This is a genomic window from Simplicispira metamorpha, from assembly GCF_004341365.1.
Lineage (GTDB): Bacteria > Pseudomonadota > Gammaproteobacteria > Burkholderiales > Burkholderiaceae_C > Simplicispira > Simplicispira metamorpha.
This window is the reverse complement of sequence record NZ_SLXH01000014.1, coordinates 1-16784: the sequence shown is the minus strand read 5'-3', so window position 1 is coordinate 16784 and position 16784 is coordinate 1. Positions and strand designations below refer to the sequence as shown.

The 16784-nt window shown below is 65.5% G+C and carries 17 protein-coding genes; 10 read left to right on the top strand and 7 right to left on the bottom strand.

The features are described 5' to 3' along the window. The first annotated feature begins 49 nt into the window (after positions 1-49). The 6 genes from EV674_RS08945 (at position 50) to EV674_RS08920 (ending at position 5135) form a co-directional block, all read left to right on the top strand. The gene (locus EV674_RS08945; protein ID WP_119013950.1) at positions 50-1288 is read left to right on the top strand and encodes an SAM-dependent methyltransferase; all 1239 of its coding nucleotides are present in this window, start codon (positions 50-52) and stop codon (positions 1286-1288) included. A 92-nt stretch (positions 1289-1380) separates the two neighbouring features. Beyond that, positions 1381-1884: a chalcone isomerase family protein gene (locus tag EV674_RS08940; RefSeq protein ID WP_119013987.1), complete on the top strand. Its 504-nt coding sequence runs from the start codon at positions 1381-1383 to the stop codon at positions 1882-1884. Next, positions 1881-3305, top strand: coding sequence for an MFS transporter (locus EV674_RS08935; protein ID WP_119013949.1), 1425 nt, complete (start codon positions 1881-1883; stop codon positions 3303-3305). The genes EV674_RS08940 and EV674_RS08935 overlap by 4 nt, the downstream gene beginning before the upstream one ends. 6 nt (positions 3306-3311) lie before the next feature. After that, positions 3312-3845: a DUF3833 domain-containing protein gene (locus EV674_RS08930; RefSeq protein ID WP_119013948.1), complete on the top strand. Its 534-nt coding sequence runs from the start codon at positions 3312-3314 to the stop codon at positions 3843-3845. 41 nt (positions 3846-3886) lie between these two features. Then, positions 3887-4669 carry an SDR family NAD(P)-dependent oxidoreductase gene (locus EV674_RS08925; protein ID WP_119013947.1) on the top strand — a complete coding sequence of 261 codons (783 nt, stop codon included), beginning with the start codon at positions 3887-3889 and terminating at the stop codon, positions 4667-4669. 13 nt (positions 4670-4682) lie between these two features. Next, on the top strand, positions 4683-5135 hold the full coding sequence (locus tag EV674_RS08920; RefSeq protein ID WP_119013946.1) for a nuclear transport factor 2 family protein: 453 nt from the start codon (positions 4683-4685) through the stop codon (positions 5133-5135). Positions 5136-5142: 7 nt separating this feature from the next. Here EV674_RS08920 and EV674_RS08915 read toward each other — a convergent pair whose 3' ends face one another. Next, positions 5143-5805: a glutathione S-transferase N-terminal domain-containing protein gene (locus EV674_RS08915; protein ID WP_119013945.1), complete on the bottom strand. Its 663-nt coding sequence runs from the start codon at positions 5803-5805 to the stop codon at positions 5143-5145. 107 nt (positions 5806-5912) lie between these two features. Here EV674_RS08915 and purB point away from each other — a divergent pair, with 107 nt between their 5' ends. Then, positions 5913-7292, top strand: coding sequence for an adenylosuccinate lyase (purB, locus tag EV674_RS08910; RefSeq protein ID WP_119013986.1), 1380 nt, complete (start codon positions 5913-5915; stop codon positions 7290-7292). 163 nt (positions 7293-7455) lie between these two features. Beyond that, positions 7456-8016, top strand: a complete 561-nt coding sequence (locus EV674_RS08905) for a YaeQ family protein (protein WP_119013944.1) — start codon at positions 7456-7458, stop codon at positions 8014-8016. A 106-nt stretch (positions 8017-8122) separates the two neighbouring features. Here EV674_RS08905 and EV674_RS08900 read toward each other — a convergent pair whose 3' ends face one another. Then, positions 8123-8545 carry a DUF3717 domain-containing protein gene (locus EV674_RS08900; protein ID WP_119013943.1) on the bottom strand — a complete coding sequence of 141 codons (423 nt, stop codon included), beginning with the start codon at positions 8543-8545 and terminating at the stop codon, positions 8123-8125. A 420-nt stretch (positions 8546-8965) separates the two neighbouring features. Here EV674_RS08900 and EV674_RS08895 point away from each other — a divergent pair, with 420 nt between their 5' ends. Further along, the gene (locus EV674_RS08895; RefSeq protein WP_119013942.1) at positions 8966-9724 is read left to right on the top strand and encodes a TerC family protein; all 759 of its coding nucleotides are present in this window, start codon (positions 8966-8968) and stop codon (positions 9722-9724) included. A gap of 113 nt (positions 9725-9837) precedes the next feature. Here EV674_RS08895 and EV674_RS08890 read toward each other — a convergent pair whose 3' ends face one another. Beyond that, complete coding sequence (locus EV674_RS08890; RefSeq protein ID WP_119013941.1) at positions 9838-11373, bottom strand: M48 family metalloprotease; 1536 nt, start codon at positions 11371-11373, stop codon at positions 9838-9840. Positions 11374-11576: 203 nt separating this feature from the next. Here EV674_RS08890 and moaC point away from each other — a divergent pair, with 203 nt between their 5' ends. Further along, the gene (moaC, locus tag EV674_RS08885; protein WP_119013940.1) at positions 11577-12065 is read left to right on the top strand and encodes a cyclic pyranopterin monophosphate synthase MoaC; all 489 of its coding nucleotides are present in this window, start codon (positions 11577-11579) and stop codon (positions 12063-12065) included. A gap of 26 nt (positions 12066-12091) precedes the next feature. Here the strand turns inward: moaC and EV674_RS08880 are convergent, their stop codons facing one another. From EV674_RS08880 to EV674_RS08865, 4 genes are all read right to left on the bottom strand, one after another. Then, a complete protein-coding gene (locus EV674_RS08880) occupies positions 12092-13822 on the bottom strand; it encodes an O-antigen ligase family protein (RefSeq protein ID WP_119013985.1) in 1731 nt (576 codons plus the stop codon). Between the two features lie 226 nt (positions 13823-14048). Beyond that, positions 14049-14804: a TfpX/TfpZ family type IV pilin accessory protein gene (gene tfpZ / locus EV674_RS08875; RefSeq protein ID WP_119013984.1), complete on the bottom strand. Its 756-nt coding sequence runs from the start codon at positions 14802-14804 to the stop codon at positions 14049-14051. Positions 14805-14859: 55 nt separating this feature from the next. Next, positions 14860-16566 (bottom strand): PglL family O-oligosaccharyltransferase, encoded by a 1707-nt coding sequence (locus tag EV674_RS08870; RefSeq protein ID WP_132750407.1) that lies wholly within the window; start codon positions 16564-16566, stop codon positions 14860-14862. A gap of 20 nt (positions 16567-16586) precedes the next feature. Further along, positions 16587-16784, bottom strand: a 198-nt coding sequence (locus tag EV674_RS08865; RefSeq protein ID WP_165887085.1) for a transposase, incomplete at its 5' end; no start/stop codon positions are given.

The window sequence follows — 16784 nt, the reverse complement described above, 5'->3', positions numbered from 1 at the left end:
AGCCTGCCACGCCCACCCCATTGCCCGCCACTTCACCGACCGCACCGCCATGAACACCACCACCGCCCCCCGCGCGGCCAGCGCCCTGGCCCCGGCCCGCCTGCCCGCCAACATCCCCGCCAGCGCCCGCACCGCCCTGCGCCTGCTCGCGCGCCTGCAACACGGCGCGCTCACGGTGCAGTTGCCCGACGGCAGCGTGCAGCACTTTGGCCCCGGCGGCGGCACCGTGGCCGCCATCACCCTGAAAAACTGGAACGTCTTTGCCGCAGCGCTCAAGTCCGGCGACATCGGCTTTGCCGAGAGCTACATAGCGGGCGACTGGACCACCCCGCACCTGGCCGAGCTGCTCAAGCTGTTGATTGCCAACCGCCAGGCCATCGAGGGCATGGTCTATGGCACCTGGGCCGGGCGGCTGCTGTACCGCCTCAAGCATCTGCTGCACCGCAACACGCGCGCCAACAGCCAGAAAAACATCCACGCCCACTACGACCTGGGCAACGCCTTTTACGCACTGTGGCTGGACGAGACCATGAACTACTCGTCCGCCTGGTTTGAGGGCCGCCTGGACGGCGACCTGAGCGCCGCCCAGCACGCCAAGGTGCGCCGGGCACTGACCCTGGCGGGCGTGGCGCCGGGCAGCCGCGTGCTGGAGATCGGCTGCGGCTGGGGCGCGCTGGCCGAGATGGCCACCACCGAGTTCGGTGCCACGCTCACCGGCGTGACGCTCTCGACCGAGCAGCTGGACTTTGCCCGCCAGCGCATGGCGCGCCTGGGCGTGGGCAGCCAAGCCGACCTGCGCTTGCAGGACTACCGCGACATCCAGGACGGCCCCTACGACGCCATCTGCTCCATCGAGATGATCGAGGCCGTGGGGCAGGAATACTGGCCCACCTACTTCCAGAGCGTGCAGCGGCTGCTCAAACCCGGCGGGCGCGCCTGCATCCAGAGCATCGTCATCGACGACGCGCTGTTTGACCGCTACACCCGCTCCACCGACTTCATCCAGCAGTACATCTTCCCCGGCGGCTGCCTGCCCTGCCCGCGCGAGTTCCGCCGCCAGGCCCAGGCCGCCGGGCTGCGTGTGGTCGATGAATTGGCCTTTGGTCTGGATTACGCCGAGACGCTGCGGCGCTGGCACGAGCGCTTTGTGGCCCAGCGCACCCACATCCTGCAACAAGGCTTTGACCAGCGCTTTTTGCACATCTGGGAGTTTTACCTGGCGTACTGCGAAGCGGCTTTCACCATGGGCAACATCAACCTGGTGCAGTACACCCTGGAGCGCGAATGAATATCAAAATGATAGCTGGTTGCGCACTATTGGCGGGCGTTACAACCACTTTTTACCTATATTCTGGCGCCGCTGTGGCGTCTGCTGCTGCCATGCCCGCCACCACCTCCGCAGGCACCGCTACAGCCGCAGACACCCAAGCGCCCATGGCCGGGTTGCAGGGGCGCGGCCAGGGCGTGCTGCGCTTTTGGGGCCTGGCCATTTACGAGGCGCGCCTGTGGGTCAGCCCCGGCTTTGCCGCGCAGGACTACGCCGCCCTGCCGCTAGCGCTGGAGCTGACCTACCAGCGCGCGTTCACGGCGCAGGCCATTGCGCAGCGCTCCATCGAAGAAATGCGCCGCGTGGGCAACTTCTCGCCCGAGCAGGGCGCGCGCTGGCAACAGGCACTGCAAGCGACCCTGCCCGACGTGCAGCCCGGCGACCGGCTCATGGGCCTGTACCGCCCCGGCGCGGGGGCCGTGTTCCAGATGCAGGGGCGCACCGTGGGCGAGGTGGCCGATGCCGAATTTGCCCGGCTGTTTTTCGGCATCTGGCTGTCGCCGCGCACCTCCGAGCCACAGCTGCGCCAGGCGCTGCTGGCCCTGCCCGCGCCATGACGAACAGCCAGCAGCCCCTGACGGCCCGCCAAGGCCTGGCCTATGGCCTGCTGGGCTTGCCGCTGGCCTTTGTGGCGCTGCCGCTGTACGTGCTCTTGCCCCACCACTACGCCCAGGCCTACGCCATGCCGCTGGCCACGCTGGGCGCGCTGCTGCTGGGCGCGCGCCTGCTGGACGCCGCTATCGACCCGCTGCTGGGTCGCTTCAGCGACCGGCTGTTTGCCCACTCGCTGCGCGCCGTCTGGACAGCGGGGGCGCTGGCAGCGCTGGCGCTGGTGCTGGGGCTGGCGGCGCTGTTCGTGCCCGAACGCTTCAGCGCCGACCTGCCCCGCCAGCCGCAGCGCCTGCTGGTCTGGGCGGCGCTGGCGCTGCTGCTGACCTACACCGCCTACAGCCTGCTGGGCATTGCCCACCAATCCTGGGGCGCGCGGCTCGGCGGCAACGAGCTGCAACGCAGCCGCACCGTGGCCTGGCGCGAGGGCTGCGCGCTGGTCGGCGTGGTGCTGGCCTCGGTGCTGCCTGCGCTGGCCGGACTGCCGGCAATGCTGGCGGTGTTCAGCGCCGCGCTGGCACTGGGCTGGCTGGCCTGGACGCGCGCACCTGCGCCCAGCGCCGCACCGGCCACGGCTACAGCACCGACCACCTCGCCTGCACCGCCGCCCCCGGCCAGCCTGTGGCACCCCTGGCACAGCACAGCGTTCCGGCGCCTGCTGGCGGTGTTCATGGTCAGCGGCATTGCCAGTGCGGTGCCAGCCACGCTGGTGCTGTTTTTCATCCAGGATCGGCTGCGCGCCACGCCCGCGCAAGAGCCGCTGTTTCTGGGCACGTATTTTTTGTGCGCTGCGCTGTCGATACCGCTGTGGCTGCGCGCGGTGGCGCGCTGGGGGCTGGCACGCAGCTGGCTGGCGGGCATGCTGCTGGCGGTGGCCGTGTTTGGCTGGACGGCCACGCTGGGCGCGGGCGATGTGGCGGCGTTTATTGCGGTGTGCGCGCTCTCGGGTGTGGCGCTGGGCACCGATCTGGCGCTGCCCGGCGCGCTGCTGGCGGGCGTGATCGCCCAGGCAGGTGACGCGGGCCGCCACGAAGGCGCCTACTTTGGCTGGTGGAACTTCGCCACCAAACTCAACCTGGCGCTGGCCGCAGGCCTGGCGCTGCCGCTGCTCGATGCCCTGGGCTACACGCCCGGCACACGCGACCCAGAAGCCCTGCGCACCCTGGCCCTGGCCTATGCCGTGCTGCCCTGCGCCCTCAAGCTGCTGGCGGCAGCGGCGCTGTATGGCCTCATCGTGCGGCCTGCCGCTGCGGGTGCGGGCCAGCCCGCCCCAGCGGCGCACCCCGCAAGCCCCGCAAGCCCCGCAAGCCCCGCAAGCCCCGCAAGCCCCGCAAGTTTTGCACACCCTGCGCCCTTTTCTGAAAGGTAACTCACCATGCAACGACGCCTTGTTCTCAGCGCTGCCGTGGCCAGCAGCGCCAGCCTCATCGGCTGCGCCAGCCCGCAGGTGGGCGACTACGCCAGCCAGACGCCCACCCTCGATCTGGCCCAATATTTCAACGGCACCGTCGATGCCCACGGCATGTTCCAGGACCGCAGTGGCCGCATCGTCAAGCGCTTTACCGTGGTCATGGACTGCCAGTGGCAGGGCAACCAGGGCGTGCTCGACGAGGCTTTCAGCTACTCGGACGGCACCACCGGGCGGCGCATCTGGCGCCTGACGCGCCACGCCGATGGCCGCATCACCGGCACCGCCGACGACGTGGTGGGCGAGGCCGAGGGCCACACCGCAGGCAACACCTTCCGCTGGAAATACACCCTGCAACTGCCCGTGGACGACAAGGTCTATGAGGTGCAGTTTGACGACTGGATGGTGCTGATCGACGAGCGCGTGATGCTCAACCGCGCCACCATGACCAAGTTTGGCCTGCGCCTGGGCGAGGTCACGCTGTCGTTCACCAAGCGCTGACTGCCCGCACTGCTTGCCAGCGCTGAACCGGTACACACCCCATGGCATTGAACCCTCGCATCACCCACTGGCCGGGCCAGCGCGTCTGGCTGGTGGGCGCCTCCAGCGGCATAGGCCGCGCCACCGCTGCCGCACTGCACGCGCGCGGCGCACAGGTGGTGGTGTCGGCGCGCAACGCCGACGCGCTGCAATCGTTTGTGGCCCAGCACCCCGGCAGCCAGGCGCTGGCGCTGGACAGCACCGATCGCCAGGCCGTAGCCGCTGGCGCCGCCACCTTGCTGGCCCAGGGCCCGCTGGATTTGGTGTGCTACTGCGCGGGCCACTACCACGCCATGCGCGCCCAGACCTTTGACCTGGACGATGCGCTGCGCCACCAGCAGATCAACACCACTGGCGCGCTGCACGTGCTGGGCGCCGTGCTGCCCGCCTTTCTGGACGCCGCGCGCCAGGGCCGGCCCGGCCACCTCAGCCTGGTGGGCAGCGTGGCGGGGTTTCGGGGGTTGCCGCAGGGGCTGGCCTACGGGCCGACCAAGGCCGCGCTGATCCACCTGGCCGAGGCGCTGTACCTGGACTTGCACCATGAAGGCATCGCCGTGAGCATCGTCAACCCCGGCTTTGTGGCCACACCGCTGACGGCGCAAAACGACTTTTCCATGCCCGCGCTGATCTCGCCCGAGCAAGCCGCCAGCGCCATCGTGCAAGGCTGGGAGCGCGGCGACTTTGACATCCACTTTCCCAAGCGCTTTACCCGGGTGATGAAGCTGCTGCGCCTGCTGCCCTACCGGCTGTATTTTCCGGCGGTGCGCCGCTTTACCGGACTGTGAAAGGCTTTGCCCCATGACCGCTGCCATCACCCTGCACCCCGACGAGGCCGTCACGGCCATCGTGGCGTTTTTTGAGCACCTGCGGCCCGAGAACCTGCCGCAGATCGGGCAGCTCTATGCCGCCAACGCCCGCTTCAAAGACCCGTTCCAGGACGTGCAGGGCGTTGCCGCCATCACCGGCGTGTTCGAGCACATGTTTGTGGCGCTGGATGCACCGCGCTTTGTGGTCACGCAGCGCGTGGTGCAAGGCACGCAGTGCTTTCTGACCTGGGATTTTCACTTCCGCTTCCAGCGCTTTGACCGCCACGTGACCCAGACCGTGCGCGGCGCCACGCACCTGGTGCTGGACGCGCAAGGCCGCATCCTGCTGCACCGCGATTACTGGGATGCCGCCGAAGAGCTGTATGAAAAAATTCCGCTGGTCGGTGCGCTGATGCGCTGGCTCAAAACACGCGCCAACGCCTGAAGCGCGCTCAGGCGGGCGTGGCGGGCACCACAGCAGGCGCTGGCACAGCCGCCGCATCGACAGGCTTGGTATCGGCAAAGCTGGGGCGCAGCGCCAGCTTGTCCATCAGCTTGGCCAGGTTGGGGTGCTCGGTGCGCCAGGCGATGTCAGGGAAGCGGAACTCCAGCCAGCCCAGCGCGCAGCCCACGGCAATGTCGGCCAGCCCCAGGTGGATGCCACCGTAAAAAGGCCGGTCGCCCAGCCCGTGGCCCAGGGCAATCAGGCTGGCATTGACCTTGGCCATCTGGCGATCCATCCAGGCCTGCGAGCGCTGGGCCGGTGTGCGGCCCGCAAAGGTGTTTTCCAGGCGCACCAGAATGGCCGCGTCGAGCATGCCATCGGCCAGCGCCTCCCAGGTCTTGATCTCGGCGCGCTCGCGGCCCGACGGGGGAATCAGCTTGCCCACGGGCGAGAGGGTGTCGAGGTATTCCACAATCACCCGCGAATCAAACAGCGCCTCGCCCCCCTCCATCAGCAGGCAAGGCACTTTGCCCAGCGGATTGGTGGCGGCAACGCGGGCGCCATCGCCCCAGACATCGTCCAGCACGAACTGGTAATCCAGCTTTTTTTCGGCCATGACAACGCGCACTTTGCGCACGTAGGGGCTGGTGGTCGATCCGATCAGTTTCATGGTGTTTTGACAAAAGCGGGCAAGCGCTGCAAAGGCGTAGCAGGCGATTCTATCGAGTGGACGCCGCGCTATGCACCTGCGTGCTGCGCGCCCTACAATCGCGCCCCATGAGCCCCTCGACCCTTACTGCCCTGTCGCCGCTGGACGGCCGCTACGCCGCCAAACTCTCCACCCTGCGCCCCATCATGAGCGAGTACGGCTACATGCACCGCCGTGTGCAAGTGGAAGTGGCCTGGTTCATGGCGCTGTCGGACGCCGGTTTTGCCGAGTTCAAGCCCCTGACCACCGGCGCACGCGCCTACCTGCTGGGCTTGGTGAAAAACTTCTCCGAGGCCGATTGCGCTGCCATCAAAGAGTTTGAAAAAACCACCAACCACGACGTCAAGGCCGTCGAATACTGGATCAAGAGCAAGTTCGAGGCCCGGCCCGAGCTGGAAAAAGCCACCGAATTTGTCCACTTCGCCTGCACCAGCGAAGACATCAACAACACCAGCCACGCGCTGCAATTGCGCTCCGGGCGCGATCAGGTGGTCTTGCCGGGCCTGGACCGCATCATCCTCAAGCTGCGCGAAATGGCCCACCTGCACGCTGACGTGCCCATGCTCAGCCGCACCCACGGCCAGACCGCCAGCCCCACCACCGTGGGCAAAGAGCTGGCCAACGTGGTGGCGCGCCTGACAACGGCCGTAGACCGCATCGCGGGCGTGAAGATCATGGCCAAAATGAACGGCGCCGTGGGCAACTACAACGCCCACCTCTCGGCCTGGCCCGAGTTTGACTGGGAAGCCTTCTCGCGCCGCGTGATCGAGACGCCCGAGCCCATGGGCCTGGGCCTGACGTTCCAGCCCTACTCCATCCAGATCGAGCCGCACGACTACATGGCCGAGCTGTTCGATGCCGTGGCGCGCGCCAACACCATCCTCATCGACCTCTCGCGCGACATCTGGGGCTATGTCTCCCTGGGCTACTTCAAGCAGCGCCTGAAGGCGGGCGAGATTGGCTCGTCCACCATGCCGCACAAGGTCAACCCCATCGACTTTGAAAACGCCGAGGGCAACCTGGGCCTGGCCAACGCGCTGCTCAAGCACCTGTCTGAGAAGCTGCCGATTTCGCGCTGGCAGCGCGACCTGACCGACAGCACGGTGCTGCGCAACATGGGCGTGGCCCTGGGCTACGCGGCGCTGGCCTACACCTCGCTGCTGACGGGCCTGAACAAGCTCGAACTGAACGAAACCGCCCTGGCCGATGACCTGGACGCCGCCTGGGAAGTGCTGGCCGAGCCCATCCAGACCGTGATGCGCCGCTACGGCGTGCAGGGCGCCTACGAAAAGCTCAAGGAAGTCACGCGCGGCCAGAGCGTCACCGCCGAAGCGCTGCACGGCCTGATCCGCGCCCTGGACATTCCCGAGGCAGAAAAAGAGCGCCTGCTGGCCATGACGCCCGGCAGCTACACCGGCAAGGCGGCTGAACTGGCGCGCCGGGTCTAGGCTGGGCGATGGGCCTATCGGCTTTCAAGCCTTTTTGGCCTCTGGCGCTTACCTGGTAAGCGCTAGCAGCTATCATTTTTGATGCCCTGGAAACCCCAGGGCATTGCTTTTTCCGGGCCTGCGCCCGCCGTTTTCTGCCTGACACCCTTTACTGCGAACGCCCATGGCCATCAAATCCACCATCTTCAAGGCGAACCTGCAAATCGCCGACATCGACCACGGCTACTACGCCGACCACGCCTTGACGCTGGCGCGCCACCCCAGCGAGACCGACGAACGCATGATGGTGCGCCTGGCCGCGCTGGCTATTTCAGCGCACCAGCTCAATGACCTGTGCCACGGCGATGGCACCCTGGCCTTTGGCGCGGGCCTGTCCGACCCGGACGACCCGGACGCCTCGCTGACCGACTTCACCGGGCGCAAGCGCGTGTGGATCGAAGTGGGCCAGCCCGAAGACAAGCCCCTGACCAAAGCGTGCAGCAAGGCCGACTCGGTCATCGTCTATTGCTTCAACCACGCCGCTGAAATCTGGTGGAAAGGCATCGAAACCAAGCTCTCGCGGCTGGAGAAGTTGCAGGTCTGGCGCATTCCCACCGAGGCGTCGCAAGAGCTGTCCCGCCTGGCCGAGCGCAGCATGCAGCTGCAAGCCACGGTGCAAGAGGGCGCCCTGACGCTCAGCAGCAACCTGGGTAGCGTACACATCGAGGCCGTGCGCTGGAAATAGGCCACGCGCGCGCCCGGCGCCGGTGCAAGGCGGCCTCAAAAACTCCTGATTTGATAGCTTATAGCGCTTTCTGGTCGGGCCTTGCAGGCCGATTTGGTTTAAAAAATCAGGGATTGCCAGCCACGTTTTCTGCGGCCCGCTCGGCGTAGCGGTTGAAGCGCCAGGCCGTGCCCTCGCGGGTGATGCGCTGCCAGACGGCGCGCTTTTGCGCCGGGCTGTAGGCCAGCCAGTGCTGCACTTCGGCAAAACTGCGGCCACAGCCTTTGCAGCAGTCATCGCCCTGGCTGGTGGAGCAGATGGCAATGCAGGGGGTGTCAGGGGTGGTGGCATACCAGTCCAGCCAGGCGGCCAGGGCGGGCGCGGGCAGGTCGGCCTCGTCCAGTGCCTGGGCGCGGGCATAGACCATGCGGGCATACACCTCGGCCAGCGCCAGCACCGGGGGCGCCAGCGCCACGCCATCGGGCGAGGGGCTGCGCGCGCGCCAGTGGTTGATGGCCGCTTCGATGTCGGTGATGTGGATGGTGCTCATGGGGTGCCAAGCCTGCCGGGACGGGGTGTTTGCAAAGGCTGGGCAGGATACGCCAGACCGGACGCACCCGCCGCCAGCCCAGCGGCCGATCTACGTGGTATCCACATCGGGCGCGGGCTTGTGCCAGCGCCCAGACAGTGCTCCAATCGGGGCCTTCGAAGGGGAGTAGCTCCCGATCGGAACCGTCGTCAATACGAAGCTTTGCTTCCGGCGCTTCCGGGTTCGGCCTCACACACGGGGCGCCGCACCGAGCAAGACCTTTGATGGGCCCACAGTGGGCTGATCAAGGCCATCCCCGCGCAACCTGAGCCCTTGCGGCACGCCCTTGATCCGCCCATCGCAGGCCCTGACCGCCTGGACGGACTCGGTGCCACAGTGGCCACCGGCCCGTCCTTTTTGCCCACTGATACCGAGGAACTTATGGAATTTTTGTCTTCGCCCGAATTCTGGATTGCGCTAGGCCAGATCATCATCATCGACATCCTGCTGGGTGGCGACAACGCGGTGGTCATTGCCCTGGCCTGCCGCAAACTGCCGCCCGCCCAGCGCACCAAGGGCATCATCTGGGGCACCGCTGGCGCCATCGTCCTGCGCGTGATCCTGATTGCGTTTGCCATGACGCTGCTGGCGCTGCCGTTCCTGAAGTTTGTCGGCGCGCTGCTGCTGGTGTGGATTGGCGTCAAGCTGCTGGCCCCCGATGAAGAAGGCCACGGCAACGTCGAAGGCAGCGACAAGCTGTTTGCCGCCATCAAGACCATCATCGTGGCCGACCTGGTGATGAGCGTGGACAACGTGATCGCCATCGCCGGTGCGGCGCAAAACGCGGGCGAACACCAGATGCTGCTGGTGGTGCTGGGCCTGCTGATCTCCATCCCGATCATCGTCTGGGGCAGCCAGCTGGTCATCAAGCTGATGGACCGCTTCCCGATGATCATTACGTTTGGCGGCATGCTGCTGGGCTGGATCGCTGGCGGCATGCTGGTCACTGACCCGGCCTTCGTCAACCCCGCCATCGTGGACTGGATGCCCAAGTGGGGCAGCCTGGACGAGAAGGGCATTGCCGTGATCTCGGACACCATGTACTGGGCCTCGCACGTGGCAGGCGCGCTGCTGGTGTTGGCCGCAGGCAAGATGATTCTGGCGCGCCGCGCGGCCAGCGGCGAAACGGCTGCACACTGAGTGGGCGCTGCCTGCTGCCAGCGCACTGGGCGCTGGCGCAGTGCCAAAAACCGAAGGGGGCGCAAGCCCCCTTTTTTATTGGGCCGCGCAAGTAGATGGCGGCGCGGCCCAGTTCAACGCTCGGCGGCCTGTTGGGCTTGTTCGCGCGCCAGGGCTTCGACGGCGCGCAGCCGCGTGTCAATGATGGAGGCTTCCACAAAATCTGCCGGTGCGCTGCCCTTGCGCGCCACATCCTGCCCGGCTTTGAAGCGGTCCACGGCGGCGGCGTAGTCGTAGCGCGCAGCGTGGGCCTCGGCTTCGGCGCGCACGCTGCGCAGCACCTGGCCTTGGGCTTGCCACACGCTGGCCAGCAGCTGCCAGGCACCGGCGTCGCGCGGGTGCGTAGCCAACCAGGTTTGCAGCGGCCCGGCCATGTCTTGCGCCTGGCCGGCGCGCAGCAGCACCTGGGTGCGCAGCAACAGCGTGGGACGATCCGGGCTGCTGGCAGCACCGCCCCCAGCAGACAGGGCCTGGCGGGCGGCCTGCACATCGCCTGCGGCCAAAGCCAGCTCGGCGGCCAGCAACTGCACCTGGCGCTGCGCCGGGGCGTCGCCCTGCACCACGGCCTGCAACGGCGCCAGCAGGGCACGGGCGCCTGCGTGGTCACGCAGCTGGCTGGCGGCCAGCGCGGCGGCATACAACGCGCCCGCGCGCCGCGCTGCGGGCTGCGCGGCAAACCCCGTGCTGCGCGGCTCGGCCTGCCATTGGCGCAGCACATCCACCCCGGGCCGCGACAGCACCCGCGCGCGCGCCGACACCATGGCGTGTTCCAGCGCAGGCGCGGGCGCGAGCGTGCTGGCACCGGGCGACAGGCGCGACTGCATGTCGGCAATGCGCTGCGTGGTCAGCGGGTGGCTGCGCAGGTAGGGCCAGGAGCCGTTGTCGTTAAGCCGGTTGGCCTGTTGCAGCTTGTCAAACATGCCGACAAAGCCCTGCGGCGCAAAACCGGCAGGCGCCATCAGGCTGTAGCCAACGCGGTCGGCCTCGCGCTCCATGTCGCGCGAGAAGTTGAGCTGGTTTTGCACCACCAGCGCCTGCCCGCCAATCGCCAGCGCCTGTGCGGCATCGGGGCTTTTGCTGGCAGCCAGCGCGCCCAGAATCATGGCGCCGATCATCAGCGGGGTTTGTCGGCTTTGCTGGGCCATCAGCCGCGCGATGTGGCGCTGCGTGACGTGGCTGAGTTCGTGCGCCAGCACCGAGGCCAGCTCGTCGCGGCTGGCCACCACGCCGATCAGCCCCAAATGCACGCCCAGGTAGCCGCCGGGCAGCGCAAAGGCGTTGACCGAGCGGTCGCGCCCCAGCAGCACCTCCCAGGCAAAACGCTCGTCCAGCTCGGGCGAAAGCTCGCCGCGCGCACGCGCCGCCGCCAACAGCGCCAGCCACTGCGTCTGCACATATTCGACCAGCACTGGGTCGTCGATGTAGTCGGGGTCGCGGTACAGCTCGCGGATGATGCTGTCACCCAGGCGGCGCTCTGCCCCGGCGGTCAGGTCGCCGCCATCGCCCAGCGTGGGCAGGCGCGGCTGGGCCAGCGCCGGGGTGCCCACTGCACCGCAGATTGCTATCAGAACAGAAGCTGCCAGCGCACGCCCAGCAAGCACCAGAGGCATTTTTGGCTTGAATAATGGGCGGGGTTGCTGCGGCCCGCGCGCCCCGGGAGCAGTGGGTGGCAAAGTGGGCAAGGCCGGGGCAGCGCAGACCCGCAGGCCAGTGGCTGCGGCGGGGCCGGTGGTGGGGTGCAGGCGGTATGGCATCACCGTATGATGCCCAGTTGTCTGAATGTTTCCTAGCCGCATCAACCGGTTACACCCCCATGTCTGCACTCACCCACTTTGACGCCCAGGGCCAGGCCCATATGGTCGATGTGGCCGCCAAGGCCGCCACCCACCGCATTGCCGTGGCGGGCGGGCGCATAGAAATGCTGCCCGCCACCCTGGCGCTGATTGAAGCGGGCAACGCCAAAAAGGGCGATGTGCTGGGCATTGCGCGCATCGCAGGCATCCAGGCCGCAAAAAAAACCAGCGACCTGATTCCGCTGTGCCACCCGCTGGCCCTGACCCGTGTTGCTATCGAATTTGAAGCTGCCAGCGCACGCCAGCCGGGCGCTTGCGGCATATTTTGTGCTGCTACCGTAGAAACAGTGGGCCCCACCGGCGTGGAGATGGAGGCCCTGACCGCCGTGCAGGTGGCGCTGCTCACCATCTACGACATGTGCAAGGCCGCCGACCGGGGCATGTCCATCCACGATGTGCGCGTACTGGAAAAGCACGGCGGCAAATCGGGCAGCTTTACCGCGCCTTGAGGGCAGCGCCCCACCCGGCACGCTGTTTACGGCGCCGGGCGCGCGCCCGCAGCGATGGCCCGGTTGGCCGCTGACCAGCGCGCAAACTCGGCGGGGAAAGCGGCGCGGTAGCGGTGCAGGTGCTGGGCCACCACCGCGTCGTGGCCCAGCAGGGCGGCGCTCTCGATCAGCGCTTCGATCACCCGGGGCTCGGGCGAGAAATGCAGCACCTGCTGCGCCAGCGGGTAGATGCGCGAAGCGGTGGCGGGCGTGACCGGGGTGGTGGTCAGCACGACAAAATCCACCTGGTCAGCAAACAGCCGCGTCCCGGCCACCTGGGCCAGCACCGCCTCAGTGGAGGCACCTGCGCGCTGCGCTGGCGGCACAAACACCTGGGCCAGACGCAGGTACTGGGCGCTGACGTACCCCCCCCCGGCCAGCAATAACGCCACCACCAGCGCCTGCACCGCCAGCGCCCCCGGCCTGCGCAGCAGCACCAGCGCGTGCGCCCAATGCCGTGCCCACCCTGCCCCTGGCGCCCCGGCGCGCTCCGACCCCGACTGCGGCACCAGCAACAACGCCAGCGCCAGCACCGTGATCCATTGAAACGGCCCGTACCACAGCGGAAACTCCAGCAGGCTGTGGATGCCCACCACCGCCAACATGCCCCAGGCCAGCTGGCGCGCCGGGTTGACCTCGCGCCAGGGCTGCGCGCGCCACAGCGCCCACACCGCCGCGCCGCACAGCACCAGCGCCACCGGCAGCCCCAGCTCCACGGCCAGGTGCAGCGGCAGGTTGTGCGCGTTGTCCAGAAGCGTGCAAAAGCGCTCCCCGGGAAACAGCGTGATGTAGTGGGCATAGTCCAACTCGCCCCAGCCCCAGCCCAACCAGGGCTTTTGCGCAATCAGGTGCAGCACGTTGGCCCACAGCACGCGCCGGCTGGTGCAGACAGGCCCGCCATCGGTAAAACGCCCCAGCAGCCCGTCGGCCTGAAACCCCGTCCATTGCCACAGCAGCTGCGGCAACAGCCAGGCGGCTGCGCCGTACACCAGCGCGCCCACCAATGCCAGCACCAGCGCCAACCGCCCCATGGACGCCCGCCAGCACCAGAGCAAAGCCACCAGCACCAGCCACTGCAACAGCCCCGTGCGCGAGGCCGTGGCCGCGCTGGCCAGCGCCAACGCCACCAGCGCCCAGGCCGAAAACACCCCCAGCAGGCCCACCGCCCCGGGCAGCGGCACCCTGGTATCCACACCTGCACCTGCAATGGCACCGGCGCCCGTGCCCACATCTACAGCCCTGTCGGTATCTGCGTCCGTGGCAGACCAGCGCACGGGCAAACGTGCCTGCGCCTGCGCCAGCAGCCACAGCAGCGCCCACACGCCCACGCTGAGCAGCGACGCCTGCTGGTTGCGCTGGCGCACATTGCCCATGGCCAGCCCCGGTGACGACGGTGCCACCCACGGCGCCCAGCCCAGGGCACCATCAAAATACTGCAACAACCCCGCCGCTGCCGCCAGCAGTGCGCCCCACAACAAACCGCCCGCCACCCAGCGCGCCCACAACGCCGGGGCCAGCGCCTCAGCCGCCCCTCCCGGCGCCGAACGCGCGCACCACGCAGGCCACCACCACAGCACGCCAAACCCCAGCAAGCCACAGCCCCACGCCACCATCAGCGGCCAGAAATTGGGATTCGGCGCCTGCGTGAACGGAAACACCATGGGCAAAGCCACCGCCAGGCCCAGCACCAGCGCGCGCACAAAAGAAGAAAGGTTCATGGAGCACCACAGCAAAGCGGCCACTGCGCCCAGTGGCCCCCAAGCGCCTGCACAGCGCAGGCGCAACAGCGGCGTATTGTGGGCGCACCAGGCACCGGCACTGCCCGCTTTTTGCCGGGCTTGCTCCCGCTGCGGCAACGCGCAGCACAGGCTTGCTGCACGCCAAATCCATCAAATTGGATAGCTGCAAGCGCACGCTCCATGAGCGCTGGGAGCCGATTCGGCTTTAAAACGAATCCAGCGCCACCCAGCCCACGGGCTGGGTCGATTGCGCGTCGATCAGCACCGTCCAGGCGGTTTTGCGTGAGATCAAGGGCAAATAGCGCAGCGCATCCAGGGAGCGACCTGTGCTGAGCACCGCGCGATCAATGGCATCGGCATGGCTGGGAAAGCGTTCTTTGAGCTGCGCTGCGGGGCGCGACTCTTTCAGCACCTGCTCATGGGCGGCTTCGTAGGGTTGCCACAAAGAGGGCTGGGCCGCCTGGGGGATGCCACCCGTGGCTTGCAAAATGGACTCGATGGCCTCCGACGGCTGCAGTGGCCGCAGCGACAGCAGCGTCGGCCCCCGCAAGGGCAACTGCTGCAAACCGGGCGGGGCTTTGGCCAGCGTTTCAGGCTCGATGTCCACGGCATGCACCACGGTCATGCGGTGGTATTCAAAAACCAGGTGAACGGGCCGGGTGGTAAACACCGCCCACAACCCGTAGGCCAGAGCGGCCACCTGCAGCAGGCCAATCACCGTGAAGTCCATCATCAGATGGCGGCGCGTTTTGGCGGGATTGAAAATCACCAGCGTGATCAGCGGCCCCAGCACCACATCGACGGCCACCATCAAGGCAAACAGCTCACGCCCGCCCGACAGCTCGCGGTACGGGTATGGATACCACCAGCCAAACACCACCAGCGCCGCCAAGGTGGCAACGCTCAGGCTGATAGCAAGGTGAATGGCGCTGGCGCGCAGACGGGATTTCCAGGATGGCATGGTCAAAAACAAGTGATTGAAAGATTAATATATCTGATATTTGATGGAATCAAATTCAATTATCAACTTCAGGAAAATCAATAGAACCAATAGAAAAAGGATATTTCTTCCCCCATTGACTCCACATTATTCTCACATTTTGACATTTACTTTTATTGTGAACTCGGCAAATTTTTTCCAGGGTATTTTTTGCACCCACTGAATTACCATAAAAACCACTGGCCAGCGCATAACGAAACATCACAAATGACAAACCAAAACGGTCAGAAATCCAGCCTGTTTTTTGCCACTCCTCCTTGGAAATATTCTCTCCAGGATCACGGTAACCGTAGCGCATCAAAGCATCTAACTGGGTAAGCAACCGGATTGTGGGAACAGGCACTGGCTCACTCCTTAAGCCAATGTGGGCCGATTCAAATCGCAAGTTCCGAACGGCATTTTCTACAGAAAAATAATCGTGCGCAATGATGGCAAAGAATCCTGCGACACCCATGGCCAATCCGGCCATAAAACGACGCCCCAACCCCCACCCCGAATTAGCAGCAGAAGGAATCAACCCATGCAGAGTTCCCATGATAAAACCGAATGGGACCAAAAAATAAGCATACGCCAGTGGATACTCCAGTAGTGCGTGAACCATTACGCCAGCCAGCGCCAACATGGTCATGACAGCGATGCCGTTATTAAGGCGACGAAACTGCTGAAAAGTCCAGAATAAAAAACAAAACACAATGCCCAGCCCCAAAGGCAAACCCGTCCAGAGGACTGCATCCAAGGCAATGTTGTGTGAAAAATCAAATATTCCGACCCGAAATGCAGAAGCCGAATCGAGTTGCTGTGCCAGGCCCGTTTGCAACCAACCATACCCCAGCCAAGGGCGTTGCAGTACAGCCTCCAGCATAGACAACCAATACGAAAAACGCACACCACCTTGCATTTGCTCGCCCAAGGTTCGGCCAGCAGTAACCAGGAGGGCATCGGCCAACCAGGGCAAGGTTACAACCCAAAAGGTAAAAACAATGCCCATGCCTACCAGATGGTGCCGTCTTACCCGCAAGGGTATGCGCTGGCCCAACCACCATAAGCCCACCACCAGACAGACTATTTGCAGCCATCCGGTGCGAGATTGTGAGAGTGCCATACCAAAACTGAGCCAACACCAAGCCAACCCAAAAGATGTGCCACGCACCACGCCGCGCTCATGAAAATAAAGCAAACCGGCACAACCCAAAAAACACAAGGTGCAAAAATTGTTGGGTTGGCCCAAGTTGGCAAAAGGGCGCGCACCTACAGGCATGTCCAGCAGAAAGATGTTCAGACCCTCTACGTCCAACCACTGCATCAGTGCCAACCCCACCGACAGTGTTGCCGCTCCCAACACGGCGAACCAGAAGGCATCCAGATTCTGCCTGGCCTCTGTTCGGGCCACCACCTGACCAACGTACACCGCCAGTAACCACGCCAGCAAATAGGCCAGCACCATCACGGCATCGCCCACAAAAAATACTACCCCCATAGCAAGTTGCAAAGCCAGAGAAGCCAGCACCAACATTGTCATTCCCGCCAAGGGAGGGCTCAATCGGACAGCTACAACAGATCCACACCGCGTCAGTTGCCACGCTGCAATGGACAGCACCAGTACGCTGGACAAGGCAGAGGTTTCGAGCCACGCACTGAGCCACGGGAAGTACGTGTTGGTCAAAAACCAGCCCAAACCCATGGGCAACATTCCCAACAACATCCAAAAATTCAAACTTTGCACGGCATGTATGGATTTAGAATTTATCCGTAAATAATATTAACGGGCAACCTGATCTTGCGCAGCGTAATGATGGCAGCGGTCAGGTGGTTGAGCGCCAGAAAGGTGTGCTCCAGCTTTTCGTAGCGCACCAACAGCTTGCGAAACCGGTTGAACCAGCCGTGGCACGCCTCAACCACCCAGCGGCATGCCTTCTTCTTCGGGTTTTTCTCCTTCTGCTG

What these genes read in the sequence shown, in the direction of transcription:
- EV674_RS08945 (WP_119013950.1), top strand. Translation starts at nt 50, where the DNA reads ATGAACACCACCACCGCCCCCCGCGCGGCCAGCGCCCTGGCCCCGGCC.
- EV674_RS08940 (WP_119013987.1), top strand. Translation starts at nt 1,381, where the DNA reads ATGCCCGCCACCACCTCCGCAGGCACCGCTACAGCCGCAGACACCCAA.
- EV674_RS08935 (WP_119013949.1), top strand. Translation starts at nt 1,881, where the DNA reads ATGACGAACAGCCAGCAGCCCCTGACGGCCCGCCAAGGCCTGGCCTAT.
- EV674_RS08930 (WP_119013948.1), top strand. Translation starts at nt 3,312, where the DNA reads ATGCAACGACGCCTTGTTCTCAGCGCTGCCGTGGCCAGCAGCGCCAGC.
- EV674_RS08925 (WP_119013947.1), top strand. Translation starts at nt 3,887, where the DNA reads ATGGCATTGAACCCTCGCATCACCCACTGGCCGGGCCAGCGCGTCTGG.
- EV674_RS08920 (WP_119013946.1), top strand. Translation starts at nt 4,683, where the DNA reads ATGACCGCTGCCATCACCCTGCACCCCGACGAGGCCGTCACGGCCATC.
- EV674_RS08915 (WP_119013945.1), bottom strand. Translation starts at nt 5,805, where the DNA reads ATGAAACTGATCGGATCGACCACCAGCCCCTACGTGCGCAAAGTGCGC.
- purB (WP_119013986.1), top strand. Translation starts at nt 5,913, where the DNA reads ATGAGCCCCTCGACCCTTACTGCCCTGTCGCCGCTGGACGGCCGCTAC.
- EV674_RS08905 (WP_119013944.1), top strand. Translation starts at nt 7,456, where the DNA reads ATGGCCATCAAATCCACCATCTTCAAGGCGAACCTGCAAATCGCCGAC.
- EV674_RS08900 (WP_119013943.1), bottom strand. Translation starts at nt 8,545, where the DNA reads ATGAGCACCATCCACATCACCGACATCGAAGCGGCCATCAACCACTGG.
- EV674_RS08895 (WP_119013942.1), top strand. Translation starts at nt 8,966, where the DNA reads ATGGAATTTTTGTCTTCGCCCGAATTCTGGATTGCGCTAGGCCAGATC.
- EV674_RS08890 (WP_119013941.1), bottom strand. Translation starts at nt 11,373, where the DNA reads ATGCCTCTGGTGCTTGCTGGGCGTGCGCTGGCAGCTTCTGTTCTGATA.
- moaC (WP_119013940.1), top strand. Translation starts at nt 11,577, where the DNA reads ATGTCTGCACTCACCCACTTTGACGCCCAGGGCCAGGCCCATATGGTC.
- EV674_RS08880 (WP_119013985.1), bottom strand. Translation starts at nt 13,822, where the DNA reads ATGAACCTTTCTTCTTTTGTGCGCGCGCTGGTGCTGGGCCTGGCGGTG.
- tfpZ (WP_119013984.1), bottom strand. Translation starts at nt 14,804, where the DNA reads ATGCCATCCTGGAAATCCCGTCTGCGCGCCAGCGCCATTCACCTTGCT.